Below are 20,824 nucleotides of genomic sequence, written 5' to 3'. Positions count from 1 at the left end.
CGCCATGAGCGACATCATCAAGCTCACCGCGGCCGAGATCGCCGCGAAGATCGCCTCCGGCGAGCTGACCGCCGTCCAGGTCACCGAGGCCCACCTGGCCCGCATCGACGCCGTCGACGAGAAGGTGCACGCCTTCCTGCACGTCGACCGCGAGGGCGCCCTCGCGCAGGCCCGCGAGGTCGACGCCAAGCGCGCGCGCGGCGAGAAGCTCGGCCCGCTGGCCGGCGTCCCGCTCGCGCTCAAGGACATCTTCACCACCGAGGGCATCCCCACCACCGTCGGCTCCAAGATCCTCGAGGGCTGGATCCCGCCGTACGACGCGACCGTCACCCAGCGGCTGAAGGCCGCCGACGTCGTCATCCTCGGCAAGACCAACATGGACGAGTTCGCCATGGGGTCGAGCACCGAGAACAGCGCCTACGGCCCGACCGGCAACCCCTGGGACCTCACCAGGATCCCCGGCGGCTCCGGCGGCGGCTCCTCGGCCGCCCTCGCGGCCTTCCAGGCGCCGCTGGCCATCGGCACCGACACCGGCGGCTCCATCCGCCAGCCCGCGTCCGTCACCGGCACGGTCGGCGTCAAGCCGACGTACGGCGGTGTCTCCCGCTACGGCATGGTGGCCTTCTCCTCCTCCCTCGACCAGGGCGGCCCCTGCGCCCGCACGGTCCTGGACGCGGCCCTGCTGCACGAGGTGATCGCCGGGCACGACCCGATGGACTCGACCTCCATCGACGCCCCGGTCCCCGCCGTCGTCGACGCCGCCCGCAACGGCTCGGTGTCCGGCATGCGCGTCGGCGTCGTCAGGCAGTTCCGCGGCGAGGGCTACCAGGCCGGTGTCATCCAGCGCTTCGACGAGTCCGTCGACCTGCTGAAGTCGCTGGGCGCCGAGGTCGTCGAGCTGGACTGCCCGTCCTTCGACCTGGCGCTGTCCGCGTACTATCTGATCGCGCCGTCCGAGTGCTCCTCCAACCTCGCCCGCTTCGACGGCCTGCGCTACGGCGCGCGCGTCGGCGACGACGGCACGCACTCCGCCGAGGAGGTCACCTCCCTGACCCGCGAGGCGGGCTTCGGCCCCGAGGTCAAGCGCCGCATCATGCTCGGCACGTACGCGCTGTCGAGCGGCTACTACGACGCGTACTACGGCAGCGCCCAGAAGGTCCGCACCCTCATCACGCAGGACTTCGAGCGGGCCTTCGAGCAGGTCGACGTGATCGTCTCCCCGACGACCCCGACCACCGCCTTCGCGATCGGCGAGCGCGCCGACGACCCGATGGCGATGTACCTGGCCGACCTGTGCACCATCCCCACCAACCTGGCGGGCAACGCGGCCATGTCGCTGCCCTGCGGCCTCGCGCCCGAGGACAACCTGCCGGTGGGTCTGCAGATCATCGCCCCCGCCATGAAGGACGACCGGCTCTACAAGGTCGGCGCCGCGGTCGAGGCCGCCTTCGTGGAAAGGTGGGGCCACCCGCTGATCGAGGAGGCACCGTCGCTGTGAGCGCACTGACCAAGGCCAAGGGCTTCAAGAAGTCCCGGTCCGGCCTGTACGTCTCGATGGCCACGTCGGCGTTCGGCGCCGTCGGGGTCTACAAGCAGATCAAGAAGGCGCGTGGCGAGAGCGACACGCTGCGGCTGCTCGACGCCGTCGTGACCGGCGCCGCGGTCGTCACCAACCTCGCGATCCTCTACCGCGAGCTGAAGCGCCTCGGCGACGACGACGTCCTGCTGGGCTGAGAGGGAAGTTTCACCGTGACCACCACGACCGACCTGGTGTCGTACGAGGACGCACTCGCGTCGTACGACCCCGTCATGGGCCTAGAGGTCCATGTCGAACTCGGCACCCGCACCAAGATGTTCTGCGGCTGTTCGACCGCACTGGGCGCCGATCCCAACACCCAGACCTGTCCCGTCTGCCTCGGCATGCCCGGCGCGCTCCCGGTCGTCAACGCGACCGGCGTCGAGTCGGCCATCCGGATCGGTCTCGCGCTGAACTGCGAGATCGCCGAGTGGTGCCGCTTCGCCCGGAAGAACTACTTCTATCCGGACATGCCGAAGAACTTCCAGACCTCCCAGTACGACGAGCCGATCGCCTTCGACGGCTACCTCGACGTGCAGTTGGAGGACGGGGAGACCTTCCGCGTCCAGATCGAGCGCGCCCACATGGAGGAGGACACCGGCAAGTCGCTGCACGTCGGCGGCGCGACGGGCCGGATCCACGGCGCCTCGCACTCCCTGCTCGACTACAACCGCGCCGGTATCCCGCTCATCGAGATCGTCACCAAGCCGATCGAGGGAGCGGGCGAGCGCGCCCCCGAGGTCGCCCGCGCCTACGTCCGTGAGCTGCGCGAACTCATCCGCGCCCTCGGCGTGTCCGAGGCCCGCATGGAGATGGGCCAGATGCGCTGCGACGTCAACCTGTCGCTGCGCCCGCACGGCCGGGAGAAGTTCGGCACCCGCAGCGAGACGAAGAACGTCAACTCGCTGCGTTCCGTGGAGCGCGCCGCCCGCTTCGAGATCCAGCGGCACGCCGCCGTACTGAACGACGGCGGCACGATCATCCAGGAGACCCGCCACTTCCACGAGGACACGGGGTCCACCACCTCGGGCCGCGTGAAGGAGGAGGCGGAGGACTACCGGTACTTCCCGGAGCCCGACCTGGTGCCCGTGGCCCCCTCGCGCGAGTGGGTCGAGGAGATCCGCTCCACCCTGCCCGAGCTGCCGCTGGTGCGCCGCAACCGGCTCCGCGAGGAGTGGGGCGTCTCCGGCAACGACATGCAGTCCATCCTCAACGCCGGAGCGCTGGACCCGATCGTCGCCACGATCGACGCCGGCGCCGACGCGGCCTCCGCCCGCAAGTGGTGGATGGGCGAGCTGGCCCGCAGCGCCAACGAGTCGGGCAAGGCGCTCGACGATCTGGCGATCACGCCGGTCCAGGTCGCACGCGTCGCCGAACTGGTCACGAAGGGTGAACTGAACGACAAGCTGGCCCGCCAGGTCATCCTGGGCGTCCTCGCCGGTGAGGGCACGCCGGACGAGGTCGTCGACAGGCGCGGCCTGAAGGTCGTCTCCGACGAGGGCGCGCTGACCGCCGCCGTCGACGAGGCCATCGCCGGCAACCCGGGCGTCGCGGACAAGATCCGCGGCGGCAAGGTGGCCGCGGCCGGTGCCCTGGTCGGCGCGGTCATGAAGGCGACCCGGGGGCAGGCGGACGCGGCCCGCGTCAAGGAGCTGATCCTTCAGAAGCTGGGCGTCACCGAGGGCTGAGACCCGGTGCACCGCGAGCTCCGGGGGGACGCGTCGATCGCGACGCGTCCCCCCGGAGCCGTTGTTGTGAATAAGCCCACTAAGTCCGCAAACGATCAATTCCGCCTGCAAGAGTGACATCGCATTGCTCATGCGTTCTTTGCGGGCCGTTCGCGCCATGGACGACTGTTTCCGGTGTTCCCGGTCAAAGATCCCAAAAACAGACACCCTGGGAGCACGTTCGTGGCAGCCCTCGCACGCTGGTGTGTACAACGTCGCCTCGTATCCGTCCTGCTCTGGCTCCTCGCCCTCGGCGGCGTGGCCACGGCCGCCACGGTCACCGGCTCCGCGTACTCCAACGACTACGGGATCCCCGGCACCGGCTCCGACCGCGCCTCCGAGCTGCTCGACTCCGGCTTCCCCGGCCTCGGAGGTGACAGCGACACCGTCGTCTGGCACACCACGACCGGCACCGTCCGCGCCGCCGACGTCGAACAGGCCATGAACCGCACCCTGGAACGCATCGCGGAGCTGCCCGGGGTGGCCTCGGTGACCAACCCGTACGACGACCCCGACTCGCCCCTGATCAGCGAGAACGCCCACACCGCGTACGCCCCGCTCACTCTCGGGGACGCCTCCCGGGACATCGGCGCCGACGAGGCACGGGCCGTCGTCGACACCGCCAGGGCCGCCGAGACCGACGGGCTCCGGGTGGAACTGGGCGGCAGCGCCATAGCGCTCACCGAATCCACCGGCAGCCACCTCGCCGAGGCCGTCGGCGTGGCCGTGGCCGCGGTCGTGCTGTTCCTCGCCTTCGGCTCCGTCGCCGCGGCCCTGCTGCCCATCGCCACCGCGCTGGTCTCCGTCGGCACCGCCTACGCCGGCATCACCCTGCTCGGTCACGCCATGACCGTCGCCGACTTCGCGCCCATGCTGGGCACCCTCATCGGCCTGGGCGTCGGCATCGACTACGCCCTGTTCATCGTCACCAGACACCGGCGCGGACTGAAACGGGGCCTGTCCGTGGCCCAGGCCGCCGCCGACGCCGTGGCGACCACCGGACGCGCCGTCGTATTCGCGGGTGCCACCGTCTGCATCGCCCTGCTGGGCATGCTGATCCTGCGGCTGAGCTTCCTCAACGGCGTCGCCGTCGCCGCCTCGCTCACCGTGCTCCTCACCGTCGCGGCCTCCGTGACGCTGCTGCCGGCCCTGCTGTCGTACATCGGCCCGCGCGCCCTGAGCCGGCGCGAGCGGCGCCGGCTCGCCGAGCACGGGCCCGAACCCGAGGTGCCCACCGGGTTCGCCGCCCGCTGGTCGTCGTTCGTCGAGCGCCGGCCCAAGCTGCTCGGTGCCCTCGCCCTCGTCGTCATCACCGTCCTCGCCCTGCCCACCCTCGGCCTGCGCCTGGGCACCTCCGACCAGGGCAACGACCCGAGGGGCACGACCACCCGCCAGGCCTACGACCTCCTCGCCGACGGCTTCGGCCCCGGCGTCAACGGCCCGCTCACCCTGGTCACCGAGGTCCGCGGCGCCGAGGACCGTCTGGCGCTCGACAACCTCGACGTCACCCTGCGCACCACCGAGGGCGTCTCGTCGGTGACACCGGTGACGTACAACTCCGGCGGCGACGCCGCGTACCTCACCGTCGTACCCGAGTCGGCACCGCAGTCCCGGCAGACCAGCGACCTGGTCGAGCGGCTGCGCTCCGAGGTGCTCCCGCGCGCCGAGTCCGGCACCGCGCTCGACGTGCACGTGGGCGGCGTCACGGCCGGCTACGACGACTTCGCCGACGTCATCGTCGGCAAGCTGCCCCTCTTCGTCGGCGTCGTCGTCGGCCTGGGCTGCCTGCTGCTCCTGCTGGCCTTCCGCTCCGTCGGCATCCCCCTCAAGGCCGCCGTCATGAACGTCGCCGCCGTCGCCGCCGCCTTCGGCGTCGTCGTGGCGATCTTCCAGTGGGGCTGGGGGAGCGAACTGCTCGGCCTCGGCAGCGCGGGGCCGATCGAACCCTTCCTGCCCGTGATCATGGTCTCGGTGCTCTTCGGGCTCTCCATGGACTACCAGGTCTTCCTCGTCAGCCGGATGTACGAGGAGTGGCTGGAGACCGGCGACAACCGGCGGGCCGTCCGGGTCGGGCTCGCCGAGACCGGCCGCGTGATCAACTCCGCCGCCGTCATCATGATCTCGGTCTTCCTCGCCTTCGTCCTCAGCGGCGACCGGGTGATCGCCATGTTCGGCATCGCGCTCGCCGCCGCCGTCGCCCTGGACGCCTTCGTCCTGCGCACCCTCCTGGTGCCCGCCCTGATGCACCTGCTCGGCCGCGCCAACTGGTGGCTGCCGCGCCGCCTGGACGCCCTCCTGCCGCGCATCAGCATCGAGCCGCCCGAGTGCCGGGCCGCACATGAGAGGCTGGCCGCCGTGACGGACGCCGAAGTGGCGGACGTCCTCGCGGAGGAGGAACGGCAGCGGGATGTACGCGATATCACTGGGTGACGACGGAGCCGAACTGCGCCGCCTGGAGACCTGGCACGCCGAGGAGTTCCTGGCCCACCTGGACCGCGGCAGGGACTTCATCACCGAGCACATTCCGTTCGGGGTGAAGGCCACCGACGTCGACTCCGCACGCGAGGTGCTCCAGGCCTACGCCGACCGGCACGCAGGCGACAGCGGCTTCCTGCACGGGCTGTGGCTGGACGGCACGCTCGTCGGCGGCCTGCTCTACCGCGTCTTCGACGCCACCACCGGCGTCTGCGAGATCGGCTGCTGGCTGGAACCCGCCGGCACGGGGCGCGGCCTGGTCACCCGGGGCGCCCGCGTGCTGATCGACTGGGCCTTCGACGAGCGCGGCATGCACCGCGTGGAGTGGCACGCCTCGTCGGCGAACACCCCGAGTGTCAACGCCGCTCGGCGACTCGGCATGATGCGTGAGGGCGTGTTGCGCGAGAGCTTCCCCTACCGGGGCGTCCGCCAGGACACGGAGGTGTGGGCGGTGCTCGCACCCGAGTGGCGTGCGGCACGCGAGGCACGCGCGCGTGCCGCTCAAAAGGATCATTAAGGGACCTCTCAGACAGCGTCCGTACGGTGCGAGGCATGGGAACGAAGACAGTGGACGAGACCGGCGTGAAGACCGACGAGCACAAGACGGACGGGGCGACCGAGGCGACCGAGGCGACTGAGACCGCTGAGGCCACTGCGAAGACCGAGACCGACGACGCCACCGCGACGGACGCCGACGTCACGGATACCGACGTCACGGACGAGACCGGCGTCACGGACGAGACCGACGGCAGCGACGAGACCGACGGTATCGACAAGGCCGACGGCATCGACGGCACCGAGGCCGGCCCCACCGGCGTCGGCCAGGGCGCCGGGGCCGTCGTCTCCGCCGGTCTCGGCATCGTCTCCCTGACCGGTAGCTGGGTCGGCACCCTGGCCTCCGCGCGCGAGTCACTGATCGGCCAGCTTGAGACGTCCTCGACCTCTGACGTCGGCACCATGATCGAGAAGGGTTACGGCAACGCCTGGCACGCCACCGCGCTGTGGGGCGGCGTCTTCGCCCTCGTCGCGCTGATCGTCGGCGTCGTCGTACTGGCCCGCCCCGCGTTCGGCGCGCCCGGCCGCCCGCAGGCCCCGTGGATCAAGTCGGTGGCCTGGGCGGGCGTCGCCCTCGGCGTCATCGGCCTGCTGCTGGCCGTACTGAAGTACACGGACGTTCTGCTCGGGCTGCCCTCCACCGGCTGACCAGGGCTTCTGAGGGGTCTTAGGGCATCAGCGCGCCATAGGCACGCGCCCTAAGACCCCTCACGCACGTCTAAGGCCCCGACCGGCGCCGAAGATGCGGAACTTACCCGATGTGGCCCACCCACCTGGGAGACGAAGGTTGAGGCATCGCAAAGAGCGAAGCCGAAACCGAAACCGACTCCCACCGAGGGGCACACCATGTACGAGTACGAGATCCAGCAGTTCCGCACCGCCGAGCTGATCCGCCGCGCCGACGAGGCCCGGCTCGCCCGCGAGGTGGTCCGGGCCCGGCGCGCCGCCCGCTGGGAGGCCCGGCACGGCGGTGCCGCGGCGGAGAGCCATACGCCGCGACAGCGCCGGCACCGGTCCGCCCGGGTCGCGTGAACGGGGTGCACGGGGGAGCCGGGGAGGGAGGCCGCACGGCCTCCCTCCCCGGCGTCGTTCCCGCCCCTCTCCCCGCCGTCGTCCCCGTAGCGGTTCGCCCGCCGAAAACCGGTGCTCCGTTGAAAACCGGTGCCCCGTTGTCGGACCCGCGTGCGATGCTCGGGTCCGTGGAGACCAGGTCCGTCAGCCCCGTGTTCGTCGGCCGTACCGGCGAACTGGGCACATTGAACGAGGCGCTCGCCCGCGCCGACGGTGGAGACGCCGCCGGCCCGTCCGCCGGCCCGTCCGCCGTCGGGGGAGAGCCGCAGGCACTGCTGCTCGGCGGCGAGGCGGGCGTCGGCAAGACCCGCCTCGTCGAGGAGTTCGCCGCCGCCGCGGCCCGCCGGGGAGCCGTCGTCGCGCTGGGCGGCTGCGTCGAGATCGGCGCCGACGGGCTGCCCTTCGCCCCGTTCTCCACCGCCCTGCGCGCCCTGCGCCGCCTGCTGCCCGCCGAGTTGGCCGACGCGGCCGCAGGGCAGGAGGAGGAGCTGGCCCGGCTGCTGCCCGAACTGGGCGAGAGCGTGCAGGCCACCGGCGGCGGCCGGCACGACGAGGAGAGCATGGCCCGCCTCTTCGAACTCACCGCCCGCCTGCTGGAGCGCGTCGCCGCCCGGCACACCGTCGTACTCGTCCTGGAGGACCTGCACTGGGCCGACGCCTCCACCCGCCACCTGATCGCCTACCTCTTCCGCACCCTGCGCACCGGCCGCCTCGTCGTCCTCGCCACGTACCGTTCCGACGACATCCACCGCCGCCACCCGCTGCGCCCCCTGCTCGCCGAACTCGACCGGCTGCGCACCGTCCGCCGCCTCGAACTCGGCCGCTTCACCCGGGACGAGGTGTGCCGCCAGATCGCCGGGATCCTGGCCCACGAGCCCGACCCGCGCCAGGTCGACGAGATCTTCGAACGCTCCGACGGCAACGCCTTCTTCGTCGAGGAACTCGCCGTCGCCGCCCACGAGGGCAGTTGCGCCGGCCTCACCGACTCCCTGCGCGACCTGCTCCTGGTCCGCGTCGAGGCCCTGCCCGAGAGCGCCCAGCGGGTCGCGCGCATCGTCGCCGAGGGCGGCTCCACCGTCGAGTATCCGCTGCTCGCCGCCGTCGCCCGGCTCGCCGAGGACGACCTCATCGAGGCGCTGCGCTCCGCCGTGAACGCCAACATCCTGCTCCCCGCGCCCGACGGCGACGGCTACCGCTTCCGCCACTCCCTGGTCCGCGAGGCCGTCGGCGACGACCTGCTCCCCGGCGAACGCTCCCGCCTCAACCGCCGCTACGCCGAAGCCCTGGACGCGGATCCGGCCCTGGTGCCCGCCGCCGAACGCGTGATGCGCCTGGCCAGCTACTGGTACCACGCCCACGACGCCGCCAAGGCCCTGCCCGCCGTCCTGGACGCCTCCGTCGAGGCCCGCCGCCGGCACGCCTACTCCGAGCAGCTCCGACTGCTGGAGCGCGCGATGGAACTGTGGGACGCCACCCCCGACGACGTACGCGCCACCCTGCGCCCCGTCGACTACACCGAGGTCTACCCTCCCTGCGGCTGCGACCCGGCCACCACGCCCCTGCGCTACCTCGACCTGATGGCCGAGGCCGCCGTCGCCGGACGGCTGTGCGGGGAGCGCGAGCGCGCCATGAAGATCACCAAGCGGGCGCTGCGCCTGCTGGAGGACGACCAGGACGCCGGCGCCGCAGCCGGCACCGGCGCGGATGCGGACGTGGATGCGGACGCGGACGCGGACGCGAGCGACCGGGAACCGCAACGCGCGGCCTGGTTCTGGACGCAGCGCTCGCTGCTGGTCCAGGCGCAGGGCCGCGGCGACGGCTGGCGGGAGCTGGGCATCGCCCAGGAACTGGTCCGCGGCCTGCCGCCCTCCCAGGTGCACGCCGAGGTGCTGGCCATGTCCGCGAACTGGTCGATGCTCCACAGCCCCGGCCCCGGCGCGGTGACCGCCGCGGAACGGGCCGTCGAGTACGCGCGCATGGTGGGCGCCGACGACATCGAGCTCAACGCACGGCTCACCCTCGGCGGCCTGATGGTGGACGCGGGGCACATCGACGCGGGACTCACGGAGATGTTCCAGGTCAGGGATCTGGTCGTGGCACAGGACCGGTCCGCCGTGGTGGCCCGCAGCCACGTCAACCTGCCCTCGACCCTGGAGAGCGTCGGCCGCTCCGAGGAGGCGCTCACCATCCTGCGCGAGGGCGTCGACCTCACCCGGCGGATGGGCCTGCTGGAGTCCGAGGCCTGGGTCTGGGGCAACCTCGCCGAGTCACTCATCTCCCTGGGCCGCTGGGACGAGGCCCTCGAGGCGGCGGACATGGCCGGAGCGCCGGGCCGCAGCCCCGCACCACGCGGCGGCGCCGCACTCAAGCGCGCCGTCGTCACCCTCGCCCGCGGCGAGCGCTCCGAGGCCGCCAGGCTGCTCGCCGAGGCCCGCGCCGCCTACGGCACGCACGACCCCATGCCGCAGCACCACCTGCCGCTGGCCGCCCTCACCGTCGGCATCGCCGCCGCCGAGGGCCGCCTCCCGGACGCGCGCGCCGAACTCGGCAGGGTCCTGGACGCGGGCTTCCCGCCCGGCACCCAGCGCTACGGCTGGCCGCTGCTGCTGTCCGCCGCCGAGGCGGAGGCCGACGCGCGCGCCCTGCCGGCCGCCGAAGAGGGGCGCGCCGAGATCCTCGAACGCCTCGCCAAGGCCGCGAGGTCCCTGACGACGGGCGCCCCGGTCTGGGCCGCCCACGAGAGGTGGGTGCGCGCCGAACTCCACCGCGCCCACGGCCTGGACACCCCGCAGACCTGGTCGGAGGCGGTCACCGCCTTCGAATGCCTGGAGCGCCCCTACGAACTCGCCCGCGTCCGCCGCCGCCTGGCCGGCGCCCTCCTCGCGACGGGCGGCGAGGACGAGCGCGCCCGCGCCACCGAGCTGCTGCGCCTGGCCCGTACCGTCGCCGACCACCTCGGCGCACGCCCGCTGTCCGACGCCGTCGGCCTGCTCGGCCGGCGCGCCCGCCTCACGCTCGGCGGCACCGCCGGACCCGCTGCCGCAGCCGCCGCGCCCGTCGACCCGGCCGACGCCCTGGGCCTGACCGGCCGGGAGCGCGACGTCCTGCGGCTGGTCTCCGACGGCCGCACCAACCGCCAGATAGCCGAGGAGCTCTTCATCTCGCCCAAGACGGCCAGCGTCCACGTGTCCAACATCCTGGCCAAACTCGGCGTCTCCGGCCGCGGCGAGGCGGCCGCGGTGGCCCACCGGCTGGCGCTGTTCCCCGCCGAACGGCTCACGTCCCGTTCGACGGAGTGAGGCTTACGCTGTAAGGGACGCCGAGCGACGGAGGCACCGTGTTCAACGCATTCGAGGAACTGTTCTCCCCCGGCCGCAAACACACCCGCGACGAGCAGAACCGCCTGGAACTGACCCGCGAGGACGTCGGTGACGGCGACGGCGGGCACGGTCCGATAGACCTCACCTCGGGCAAGGTCGTCATCCAGCGGCCGCGCTCCGACGAGGCGGAGACCTCGCCCCCGCGGGACGAGTAGGCCGCCGCCTACTTCACCTCCAGCTCCAGGATCCGGTCGTCGTCGCCCTTCGCGTCGCCCCGGCCGTCCGTGTTGCTGGTCACCAGCCACAGCTTGTCGCCGCCCGCCGGCGCCACGGTGCGCAGCCGGCCGTACTCGCCCTCCAGGAAGGCCTGCGGTTCGGCGGAGGTTTCCGTGCCCTTGAGCGGGATCCGCCACAGCCGCTCACCGCCCAGCCCCGCCATCCACACCGAACCCTCGGCGTAGGCGACACCGCTGGGGGAGGCCTCGTCGGTACTCCACTGCGCGACGGGGTCGTGGAACCCGGAGCCGCCGCCCTTGCCCTCGGCCTCGGGCCAGCCGTAGTTGTCGCCCGGCTTGATCGCGTTCAGCTCGTCCCAGGTGTCCTGACCGAACTCCGAGGCGAACAGCCGCTGCTTGTCGTCCCAGGCCAGCCCCTGCACGTTCCGGTGGCCGTACGAGTACACCGGGGAGTCGGGGAAGGGGTTGCCGGGCGCCGGTTCGCCGTCCGGCGTCATCCGCAGGATCTTGCCGCCGAGGGACTCCTTGTCCTGCGACAGGCCCTTGTCACCGCTCTCGCCCGTGCCCGCGTACAGCATCTTGTCGGGGCCGAACGCGATCCGCCCGCCGTTGTGGATGACGCCCTTGGGAATCCCCCGGAAGACCGTGTCCGGCGCGCCCAGTTGCTCCCCGGACGGCTTCTTCTCGTCGTACAGCACGCGCACGATGCGGTTGTCCGAGGCGGAGGTGAAGTACGCGTAGATCATGTGGTCCGAGGCGTAGTCGGGGGAGAGCGCGATGCCGAGCAGGCCGCCCTCGCCGGACGGGGACACCCCGGGGATCTCGCCCAGCTCGGTCTTCTTGCCCGTCTTGTCGTCGACCCGCGTGAGCGTGGCCTCGTCGCGCGAGGAGACGATCAGGTCCCCGCCTGGCAGCGGAGCCAGACCCCAGGGGCTCTTCAGCCCCGTGGCGACCGTACGGAGCACCTTCACAGAGCCCTTCGCGGGCGGCGTCTGTTCGGCGGGTGATCCGGCGGGCGAGGACTGGGCCGCCGTACTGGTCGGGGAGGTGCTGCCGTCCGCTCCCGACGGGTCCGCGCCGTCGGAGGAGCCGGAGGAGCAGCCGGCCGTCAGCAGGAGAGCGGCGGCCAGCACGGCCGGCACGGCTCGACGTTGCACGATCATGGTCCCTTCGACGCGGCGGGTTCCCCCTGTCATACACCGCACGCGCTCCCCAAGTTCCCGATCCCCGAATCCCGAACCCACCAGCGAACCGACAGCGGGCCCCGCGACGAACCGCGCGGCGGATCCGGCGGCGAACCGGGCGGCCGACCTGGCGGCGGGCCCGCCGGCGAACCTGGCGGCGGACCGCGCGGCGGACTCGGCAGCGGGCTCGGCGGCGAAACTCGCGGTTTACCCGGCAGCGAGCCCTGCGGCGGGTCCGGCAGTGGCCCGGCGGCGGATCCGGCGGGCGGGGCGGCGGATCCCGTGGCGGGCCGGGCGGCGGATCCGGCAGCGAACCCCGCGGCTTGCCCTGCGGCGAACCTGGCGGCGGATCCCGTGGCGGACTCCTCGGCGGATCCGGCAGCCGACCCGGCAGCGGGCCCGGCGGCGGATCCGGCGGCGAGCTCTGTGGCGGATTCCGCGGCGGACCCGGCGCGGATCCGGCCCGGGGCCGGTAGCGGCCCCCGCGGCGGAGGGGCGTGACCGTTACTCCCAGGAGCCCTGGGCCGGCGGCAGCCCGCGGATCTCCGCCAGGTCGTGCTCCGTCAGTCGCAGCGTTGCCGCCCGCGCGTTCTCCGTCACCCAGCGCTCCTGCTTGGTGCCGGGCACCGGCACCACGTGCTGCCCCTGTGCCAGCACCCAGGCCAGCGCCACCTGCGCCGCGGTGACCCCGTCGCCGTGCCGGGCCGCGATCCGGCGCAGCGCGGCCACGATCGGCTGGTTGGCGGCCATCATCTCGGCGGTGAAGCGGGGATGCCGGGCGCGCAGGTCCTCCGGTTCGAAGCCCTGGCCGGGCGTCAGCGTGCCGGTCAGGTAGCCGTTGCCCAGCGGCATCGCGGCGAGGAAGCCGACGCCGCGCGAGACGCACCAGGGCAGCAGCGTCCGCAGCGCCTCCGGCGACCACACCGACAGCTCGGCCTGCACGGCGCTCACGGGGAAGACCTGCTGCACCCGCTCCAGTTGGCGGATCGTCGCGTCGTGCAGCCGCGCCCCGGGCCGCCGGGCCGACCGCGCGCCGACCGCGCACAGGCCGAGCGCCCGTACCTTCCCGGCCCGCACCAGGTCCGCCATCGCGCCCCAGGTCTCCTCGACGGGTATCTCGGGGTCGGCCCGGTGCAGTTGGTAGAGGTCAATGACGTCCGTCTGGAGCCGGCGCAGCGAGGCGTCGCAGGCCCGCCTCACATAGCCGGGACGGCCGTTGGCCACGATGTGCTGCTCGCCCACCAGCAGACCGACCTTGGTCGACACGAAGGCGTCGGACCGCCGCTCCCGCAACACCCGCCCCAGCAGTAGCTCGTTGGTGAACGGGCCGTACATGTCCGCCGTGTCCAGCAGGCAAGCACCCAGGTCGAGGGCCCGGTGCACCGCCCTGACCGACTCGTCGCCCCGCTGCCGGGACGCGCTGTACGCCCAGTTCATCGGCATGCACCCCAGTCCGACGGCCCCCACCGCGAGCGCCGTCGCGCCGATCGTCCTGCGCTCCACCTGGTCGTGACCCTCCCTCGTCAGGTCACCCAACCTAACCTCTGCCTCTTCGCCCCCTGACATAGCCTCCTGACCATGACTGCTGACGTGTGGCTGCCCATCCCGCCGGACGACATCGAGGGCCTCCCCGAGGGCCCCGCCTACCGCCACTGGGTCGGCGAGGAGACCTTCCCCGCCGACCCGGCCGACTGCGCGTTCTACGTCGTCCCCTACATGAAGCCCAGCATGGTCGGCGTACGGCCGCTGCCCCAGATGCGCTCCGTCCAGGTCGTCCAGACCCTCTCCGCGGGCATCGACCACGTGGAGCCCGGCCTGAAGCACCTGCCCGCGGGCGTACGCCTGTGCAACGCGCGCGGTGTGCACGAGGCCAGCACCGCGGAGCTGACCCTGGCCCTGATCCTTGCGTCGCTGCGCGGCATCCCGGACTTCGTGCGGGCGCAGGACCGCGGCGAGTGGCTCGGCGGGTTCCGGCCCGCGCTCGCGGACCGGACGGTCCTCATCGTCGGGTACGGGGCGATCGGCGCCGCGATCGAGGACCGGCTCGTGCCGTTCGAAGTCGCGCCGGTGGTGCGCGTCGCGCGCTCCGCCCGCACCACGGAGCGCGGGCCCGTGCACCCGCTCACCGAGCTGCCCGCCCTGCTCCCTCGGGCCGACGTCGTCATCCTCTCCACACCGCTCACCGAGGCCACCCGCGGCCTGGCCGACGCGGAGTTCCTGGCCCGGATGAAGGACGGTGCCCTGCTCGTCAACGTCGCGCGCGGACCGGTCGTGGACACGAAAGCGTTGCTCGCCGAACTGGAAAGCGGACGCCTCACCGCGGCCCTCGACGTGACCGACCCCGAACCGCTGCCGCCGGGCCATCCCCTGTGGCATGCTCCCGGCATAGTCGTCAGCCCGCACGCGGGCGGGCCGACCTCCGCCTTCCTGCCGCGCGCCAAGCGGCTGCTGGTGGACCAGTTGAACCGTTTCGTGAACCAGGAACCGCTGCGCAACGTGATCCTGACGACGGGCGCGTAATCCGTTTCGGGTACCCTCCGCAACTCCCCGGATGCGGTGGGTACGCGCATATCCGCTGGTCGTCACGGAGCGTAGAGAAGCTATGTCCCTGAGTGACGAGACTGGTGTATCGTCCGACAGGGGATGCGCCGCGCACCGTACGGCGCCGGGGATGGACATCTCAGACTGTGAGGGGGGCGACGGGCGATGCACGGCCTATGGACCAACGATCCGACGCGGCGGAGCCGCCGCCGGCGACCCTGGCGCACGGCCACGGCCACGGCCACGACCACGGCCACGACCGCACGCGGACGGGGCCGGCCGGCCCGCCGATGTCCGTGGGGCGCGGGAGCGGTGCGGACCGGGAGGCCACGGTGAGTCCGCCCCCCGTGCCCACTCTGGACGGAGTGCTGCGCACCCAGGCCCCGCCCGGACCGCTGCTGTCCCGGCCCTCGGCCGCCGTCGGCGGACCGCCCCTCGTCCGCCAGCTCGTGCTGGCCCTGGTCTGCGCGGCCTACGCCGTCGGTGCCGCGCTCGGCTGGGGTTCGGAGTACGTCGCCAAGATCATGGGCGACTTCGGGCTGAGCGCCGCCGCGGGCGCCGCCGCCGTCTCCTGCTTCCTCTACGCCCGCGGGCGCCGCGTCCGCTTTCGACCCGCCTGGCTGCTCTTCGCCCTCTCCTCGGCGATGGCGTCCCTGGGCAACCTGGTCTGGGGGTGGTACGAGGTCGTACTCCGGGTGCCCGTGCCCAGTCCCAGCTACGCCGACCTGTTCTTCCTGTGCTTCGCGCCGCCCGCCATCGTGGGGCTGCTCGTGCTGGCCAAGCGGCCGGTGACGAAGGCCGGCTGGATCTGCCTGGGCCTGGACGCCTGGCTGATCGGCGGTTCGCTGCTGACCCTGGCCTGGAGCCTCGCGCTCGCCCAGGCGGCGAAGGCCGGGGGCGGGTCCAGCGTGGCGCACTCCGCGCTCTCCGTGGCGTACCCGCTGCTCGACATCGCTCTCGTCAGCATGGTGCTCGCGCTGCACTTCAGGCGGTCACCGGTCTGCAGATCCGCGGTCAACACCGCCATCGGCGCGCTCGCCCTGACGGTGATGTGCGACGCCCTGTTCACCTCGCCGCTGCTGCACAACAGCTACCGCTCCGGACAGTTGCTCGACGCGGGCTGGTTCGCCGGCTCCCTGCTGCTCGCGTACGCCCCCTGGGCGGTGTCCCGGCACCGGCGGCCCTCGTCGCACGGGGAGGGTCCCGGCGGGCACACACGCGTGGTGCGCGAGCACATGCCCGGACAGCGCGGCACCGGCCACCAGCCCACGCCCCCCGCCACCTCCACCTCCACCTCCACGTCCGCCTCCACCTCCGCCTCGACCTCCTTGCCCGGCCCCGGCCCAGGCCCCGGACAGGGCGGCGAGCGAGGCCGCTATCCGGCCTCCCGGCCCATCGCCGGGTCCCTGGCCGCGCTCACCCCGTACCTCGCGGCCGCGGTCTGCACCCTGGGCATCCTCTACAACGTTCTCAACGGCCGCAGCGTCGACCGCGTGGTGCTGCTGACCGGCGGCACCGTGGTGCTCGCGCTCGTCGTCCGGCAGGGCATCATGCTGCTCGACAACATCGTCCTCACCCAGGAACTGGCCCAGAAGGAGAACCACTTCCGCTCCCTGGTGCAGGGCTCCAGCGACGTCATCATGATCGCCGCGCCCAACGGCATCCTCCGCTACGTCTCCCCGGCCGCCGCCGGCGTCTACGGACGCCCCGCGGAGGAACTCGTGGGCAGCGAACTGGCCGGGCTCATCCACCCCGAGGACCTCGGCTGCGTGGTGCACGAGGTACGCCGGTTCCTGGCCGCCAGCCCGGTCGAGGAACCCACCACGCGCATCGAGTGCCGCTTCCGGTCCGGGGAAGGAGGCTGGCTCAACGTCGAGTCGACCGTCAACCGGCACCACGGCGGCCTCATCTTCAACAGCCGCGACGTCACCGAGAGAGTGCGCCTCCAGGCACAGCTCCAGCACAACGCGGAACACGACCCGCTCACCGACCTGCCCAACCGCGCCCTGTTCACCCGGCGCGTCCAGCAGGCCCTGTCCGGCCGCCGCGCCTTGGACCGCGGCGCCGCCCTGCGCGGGACGGCCGTGCTCTTCATCGACCTCGACGGCTTCAAGGGCGTCAACGACACCATCGGTCACCAGGCCGGGGACGAGCTGCTCGTCCAGGCCGCCCGCAGACTCCACGAGGCCGTGCGCAAGGGGGACACCGCCTCCAGACTGGGCGGCGACGAGTTCGCGGCCCTGATCGTCGGGGACGGCGTCCGGGACCGGGCAGCCCGCGAGGGCCACATCCGGGAACTCGCCGACCGCCTGCGCATGACCCTCTCGCAGCCCTACCTCATCGACGGCAACGATGTCCGTGTCAACGCCTCCATCGGCGTCGCCTTCGCCGAACCCGGCCTGGGAGCAGGCGAGTTGCTGCGCAACGCCGACCTGGCGATGTACCGGGCGAAGGCGAGCGGCAAGGGACGCGTCGAGCTGTACCGGCCGCAGATGCAGCAGGACGTCGTACGCAAGGCCGAGCTGGCCACCCGCCTGCGGGCCGCGCTGCACGACGGCGAGTTCGCGCTGCTGCACCAGCCGGTGGTCTCCCTCGCGGACGGCCGGATCACGTCGGTCTGCGCCCAGGCGCGGTGGCGCTCCTCGCAGGGCGTGCTGTTCACCCCGGCCGAGTTCCTGCGGGTGACCGAGGACGGCGACAGGACCGCCGAACTGGACCGCTGGGTGCTCCGGGAGGCCGTGGAACAGGCCGCCGAGCGCGCGGCGACCGGGCTGTCCGTGACCGTGGCCATACGCATCGGCGCCCGCCGCCTGCTGGACCGCTCCATGCCGCTGGGCTCCGTGGAGGCCCTGCTGACCCGGCACGGACTGCCACCCGGCTCTCTTGTGATCGAGCTGTCGGACATCGATCCACGGGTCGGTCTCGACGAGCTGGACCGCCGGCTGAACGCCCTGCGAAGGGTGGGCGTCAGGATCGCGCTGGACGGGTTCGGCAACGGCTATGCGGCGATCACCGCCCTGCGGCGGCTGCCCGTGGACGTCCTCAAGCTCGACCGGGGCCTGGTCGAGGGTGTCGTGGAGTCGGCGCGACTGCACAAGATCACCAGCGGTCTGCTGCGCATCGCCACCGACCTCGGGCTGAAGTCCGTGGCCGATGGTGTGGACCTGCCCGAACAGATCGTCGCCCTGCGCGCGATGGGCTGTACGCACGGACAGGGCATGGCGTTCTCCGGCGCGCTGGACGAGTACCGGCTGCGCAGGGCGCTCGGAATCGGCCATTATCCGGTGCCGCACGGGCCGGCCGAACCGGCCTTCGCGGGCGCCGGCGGGGTGTACACCAAGGGGGTCGGCAACACCCCCACCGGCCAGGCCGTCGGCCAGGTCGCCTCCGGGCTGCCGGCCGTCCTGGGTGGTGGCACGGCCCTTCGCTCACATAATGAGACTCCCGTCCCACCCACTTGACAGTGAGTGCGCGCCGGGAGGAAGGTCAGTGCCATGCGCACCCGAATTCTCGTACTTGGAAAGCGCGTCGGCTGAAGCTGGTGACGTCCGGACCTACTCGGACTCCCCGCGACCCACACCCGGCGCGCTCCCCTCGCTTGCCTTACGGCACGAGGGGTTTTTTGTTGCACAGGCACCGGCCGAGCAGCAGCCGAAGATCGTACAAACCTCGCAAAAACCCTCAGCATCGAGAAGAGAACGCCGATGACCGAGCAGGCCACCGGGGCTCACCCGCAGCCCCGGCCCCGATCCGGAGGACAGTCCGCCCCCGAGCACGTCACGGGTGCGCAGTCCCTCATTCGCTCTCTCGAGGAGGTCGGCGCCGACACCGTATTCGGCATTCCCGGTGGGACGATCCTTCCGGCCTACGACCCGCTGATGGACTCCACCAGGGTGCGCCACGTCCTGGTCCGCCACGAGCAGGGCGCCGGCCACGCGGCCACCGGCTACGCGCAGGCCACCGGCAAGGTCGGCGTCTGCATGGCGACCTCGGGACCCGGTGCCACCAACCTGGTCACCCCGATCGCCGACGCCAACCTGGACTCCGTGCCGCTGGTCGCGATCACCGGGCAGGTGGTGTCCGCCGCGATCGGCACGGACGCCTTCCAGGAGGCGGACATCGTCGGTATCACCATGCCGATCACCAAGCACAGCTTCCTGGTCACCAAGGCCGAGGACATCCCCCGGGTGATCGCGCAGGCGTTCCACATCGCCTCCACCGGCCGTCCGGGGCCGGTCCTGGTCGACATCCCCAAGGACATCCTCCAGAAGAAGACCACCTTCTCCTGGCCGCCGGTCATGGACCTGCCCGGCTACCGCCCGGTCACCAAGCCGCACGCCAAGCAGATCCGCGAGGCGGCCAAGCTGATCTCCGCCGCGAAGCGCCCCGTGCTCTACGTCGGCGGCGGCGTCCTCAAGGCCGGTGCCACCGCCGAGCTGAAGGTCCTCGCCGAACTCACCGGAGCGCCCGTCACCACCACCCTGATGGCGCTCGGCGCGTTCCCCGACAGCCACCCGCTGCACGTGGGAATGCCGGGCATGCACGGTGCGGTCACCGCCGTCACCGCGCTGCAGAAGGCCGACCTGATCGTCGCCCTCGGAGCCCGCTTCGACGACCGCGTCACCGGCAGGCTGGACAGCTTCGCCCCGTACGCCAAGATCGTCCACGCCGACATCGACCCGGCCGAGATCGGCAAGAACCGCGCCGCCGACGTCCCGATCGTCGGCGACGCCCGCGAGGTCGTCGCCGACCTCGTGCAGGCCGTCCAGAAGGAGCACGACGAGGGCAACAAGGGCGAGGCCGCCGCGTCGAGGTACGCGGCCTGGTGGAAGGACCTCAGCCGCTGGCGCGAGACCTATCCCCTCGGCTACGACCAGCCCGGAGACGGCTCGCTCTCCCCGCAGCAGGTCATCGAGCGCGTCGGACAGCTCGCACCCGAGGGCACGATCTTCGCGGCCGGCGTCGGCCAGCACCAGATGTGGGCCGCGCACTTCGTCCAGTACGAGAAGCCTGCCACCTGGCTGAACTCCGGCGGCGCCGGAACCATGGGCTACGCCGTCCCGGCCGCCATGGGCGCCAAGGCAGGCATGCCCGACCGGGCCGTCTGGGCGATCGACGGCGACGGCTGCTTCCAGATGACCAACCAGGAACTGACCACCTGCGCCCTGAACAACATCCCGATCAAGGTCGCCATCATCAACAACGGCGCCCTCGGCATGGTCCGCCAGTGGCAGACGCTGTTCTACAACCAGCGCTACTCCAACACGGTGCTGCACTCGGGACCGGACGCGGACAACACGCAGATGGGCGCCGGCACCCGGGTCCCCGACTTCGTGAAGCTGTCTCAGGCCATGGGCTGCTACGCCATCCGCTGCGAGGACCCCGCCGACCTCGACAAGGTGATCGAGGAGGCGAACTCCGTCAACGACCGCCCCGTCGTCGTCGACTTCATCGTCCACGAGGACGCGATGGTCTGGCCGATGGTCGCCGCCGGCACCTCCAACGACGAGATCATGGCCGCCCGGGACGTCCGCCCCGACTTCGGCGACAACGAAGACGACTGAGCGAGAGAGACTCAAGAGACCATGTCCAAGCACACGCTCTCCGTCCTGGTGGAGAACACCCCCGGCGTCCTCGCCCGGATCACCGCCCTCTTCTCCCGCCGCGGCTTCAACATCGACTCGCTCGCCGTCGGCGTCACCGAGCACCCCGACATCTCCCGCATCACCATCGTGGTGAGCGTCGAGGACTTCCCGCTCGAGCAGGTCACCAAGCAGCTCAACAAGCTCGTCAACGTGCTCAAGATCGTCGAGCTGGAGCCCAACCAGGCCGTCCAGCGCGAACTCGTTCTGGTGAAGGTGCGCTCCGACAACGAGACGCGCTCCCAGATCGTCGAGATCGTCCAGTTGTTCCGCGCCAAGACCGTCGACGTCTCCCCGGAGGCCGTCACCATCGAGGCCACCGGCAGCAGCGACAAGCTGTCCGCCATGCTCAGGATGCTGGAACCGTACGGCATCAAGGAACTCGTCCAGTCCGGCACGATCGCCATCGGCCGCGGCGCCCGTTCGATCACGGACCGCTCGCTGCGCGCACTCGACCGGTCCGCATAACGACGCGGGCGGGCGGCCGGCCGGAAGGC

General features: G+C 72.1%; 15 protein-coding genes. 13 read left to right on the top strand and 2 right to left on the bottom strand.

The features are described 5' to 3' along the window. Window positions 1–4: 4 nt before the first annotated feature. The 9 genes from gatA (at window position 5) to KUM40_RS02630 (ending at window position 10,939) form a co-directional block, all read left to right on the top strand. Window positions 5–1,498: an Asp-tRNA(Asn)/Glu-tRNA(Gln) amidotransferase subunit GatA gene (gene gatA / locus KUM40_RS02670; protein ID WP_217162357.1), complete on the top strand. Its 1,494-nt coding sequence runs from the start codon at window positions 5–7 to the stop codon at window positions 1,496–1,498. Then, window positions 1,495–1,734 carry a hypothetical protein gene (locus KUM40_RS02665; protein WP_217162355.1) on the top strand — a complete coding sequence of 80 codons (240 nt, stop codon included), beginning with the start codon at window positions 1,495–1,497 and terminating at the stop codon, window positions 1,732–1,734. Before gatA ends, KUM40_RS02665 begins: the two co-directional genes overlap by 4 nt. A 15-nt stretch (window positions 1,735–1,749) precedes the next feature. Beyond that, window positions 1,750–3,264: an Asp-tRNA(Asn)/Glu-tRNA(Gln) amidotransferase subunit GatB gene (gene gatB / locus KUM40_RS02660; protein WP_217162353.1), complete on the top strand. Its 1,515-nt coding sequence runs from the start codon at window positions 1,750–1,752 to the stop codon at window positions 3,262–3,264. A gap of 222 nt (window positions 3,265–3,486) precedes the next feature. After that, window positions 3,487–5,733 (top strand): MMPL family transporter, encoded by a 2,247-nt coding sequence (locus KUM40_RS02655; protein WP_217162352.1) that lies wholly within the window; start codon window positions 3,487–3,489, stop codon window positions 5,731–5,733. Then, window positions 5,711–6,295: a GNAT family N-acetyltransferase gene (locus tag KUM40_RS02650; RefSeq protein WP_217162345.1), complete on the top strand. Its 585-nt coding sequence runs from the start codon at window positions 5,711–5,713 to the stop codon at window positions 6,293–6,295. The genes KUM40_RS02655 and KUM40_RS02650 overlap by 23 nt, the downstream gene beginning before the upstream one ends. A gap of 35 nt (window positions 6,296–6,330) precedes the next feature. Then, window positions 6,331–6,981 (top strand): hypothetical protein, encoded by a 651-nt coding sequence (locus tag KUM40_RS02645; protein WP_217162343.1) that lies wholly within the window; start codon window positions 6,331–6,333, stop codon window positions 6,979–6,981. 198 nt (window positions 6,982–7,179) lie between these two features. Then, window positions 7,180–7,365, top strand: a complete 186-nt coding sequence (locus KUM40_RS02640; protein ID WP_217162341.1) for a hypothetical protein — start codon at window positions 7,180–7,182, stop codon at window positions 7,363–7,365. A gap of 155 nt (window positions 7,366–7,520) precedes the next feature. Next, entirely contained in the window at window positions 7,521–10,703 is a 3,183-nt protein-coding gene (locus KUM40_RS02635) for a LuxR family transcriptional regulator (protein ID WP_217162339.1), read from the top strand. Between the two features lie 38 nt (window positions 10,704–10,741). Further along, window positions 10,742–10,939 carry a DUF6191 domain-containing protein gene (locus KUM40_RS02630; protein WP_217162338.1) on the top strand — a complete coding sequence of 66 codons (198 nt, stop codon included), beginning with the start codon at window positions 10,742–10,744 and terminating at the stop codon, window positions 10,937–10,939. Between the two features lie 8 nt (window positions 10,940–10,947). On the opposite strand, the gene KUM40_RS02625 is transcribed toward KUM40_RS02630, so the two are convergent. Both KUM40_RS02625 and KUM40_RS02620 read right to left on the bottom strand, forming a co-directional pair. Then, window positions 10,948–12,123: a sorbosone dehydrogenase family protein gene (locus KUM40_RS02625; RefSeq protein WP_254394417.1), complete on the bottom strand. Its 1,176-nt coding sequence runs from the start codon at window positions 12,121–12,123 to the stop codon at window positions 10,948–10,950. A gap of 525 nt (window positions 12,124–12,648) precedes the next feature. Beyond that, the gene (locus KUM40_RS02620) at window positions 12,649–13,647 is read right to left on the bottom strand and encodes an aldo/keto reductase (protein ID WP_217162335.1); all 999 of its coding nucleotides are present in this window, start codon (window positions 13,645–13,647) and stop codon (window positions 12,649–12,651) included. Window positions 13,648–13,722: 75 nt separating this feature from the next. On the opposite strand from KUM40_RS02620, the gene KUM40_RS02615 reads away from it, so the two are divergent. The 4 genes from KUM40_RS02615 to ilvN all read left to right on the top strand — a co-directional run bounded on the left by KUM40_RS02615 (window position 13,723) and on the right by ilvN (window position 20,795). Beyond that, window positions 13,723–14,664 (top strand): 2-hydroxyacid dehydrogenase, encoded by a 942-nt coding sequence (locus KUM40_RS02615; RefSeq protein ID WP_217162333.1) that lies wholly within the window; start codon window positions 13,723–13,725, stop codon window positions 14,662–14,664. Window positions 14,665–14,975: 311 nt separating this feature from the next. After that, complete coding sequence (locus tag KUM40_RS02610; RefSeq protein WP_254394450.1) at window positions 14,976–18,146, top strand: bifunctional diguanylate cyclase/phosphodiesterase; 3,171 nt, start codon at window positions 14,976–14,978, stop codon at window positions 18,144–18,146. Between the two features lie 243 nt (window positions 18,147–18,389). After that, on the top strand, window positions 18,390–20,249 hold the full coding sequence (locus KUM40_RS02605) for an acetolactate synthase large subunit (RefSeq protein ID WP_217162331.1): 1,860 nt from the start codon (window positions 18,390–18,392) through the stop codon (window positions 20,247–20,249). 21 nt (window positions 20,250–20,270) lie between these two features. Further along, on the top strand, window positions 20,271–20,795 hold the full coding sequence (ilvN, locus tag KUM40_RS02600) for an acetolactate synthase small subunit (protein WP_217162329.1): 525 nt from the start codon (window positions 20,271–20,273) through the stop codon (window positions 20,793–20,795). Window positions 20,796–20,824: the final 29 nt, after the last annotated feature.

Origin of the sequence: Streptomyces sp. AC512_CC834 (genome assembly GCF_019049325.1) — a bacterium.
GTDB lineage: Bacteria > Actinomycetota > Actinomycetes > Streptomycetales > Streptomycetaceae > Streptomyces.
The sequence above is the reverse complement of the archived record's forward strand: the minus strand, read 5'-3'. Positions and strand labels throughout refer to the sequence as shown.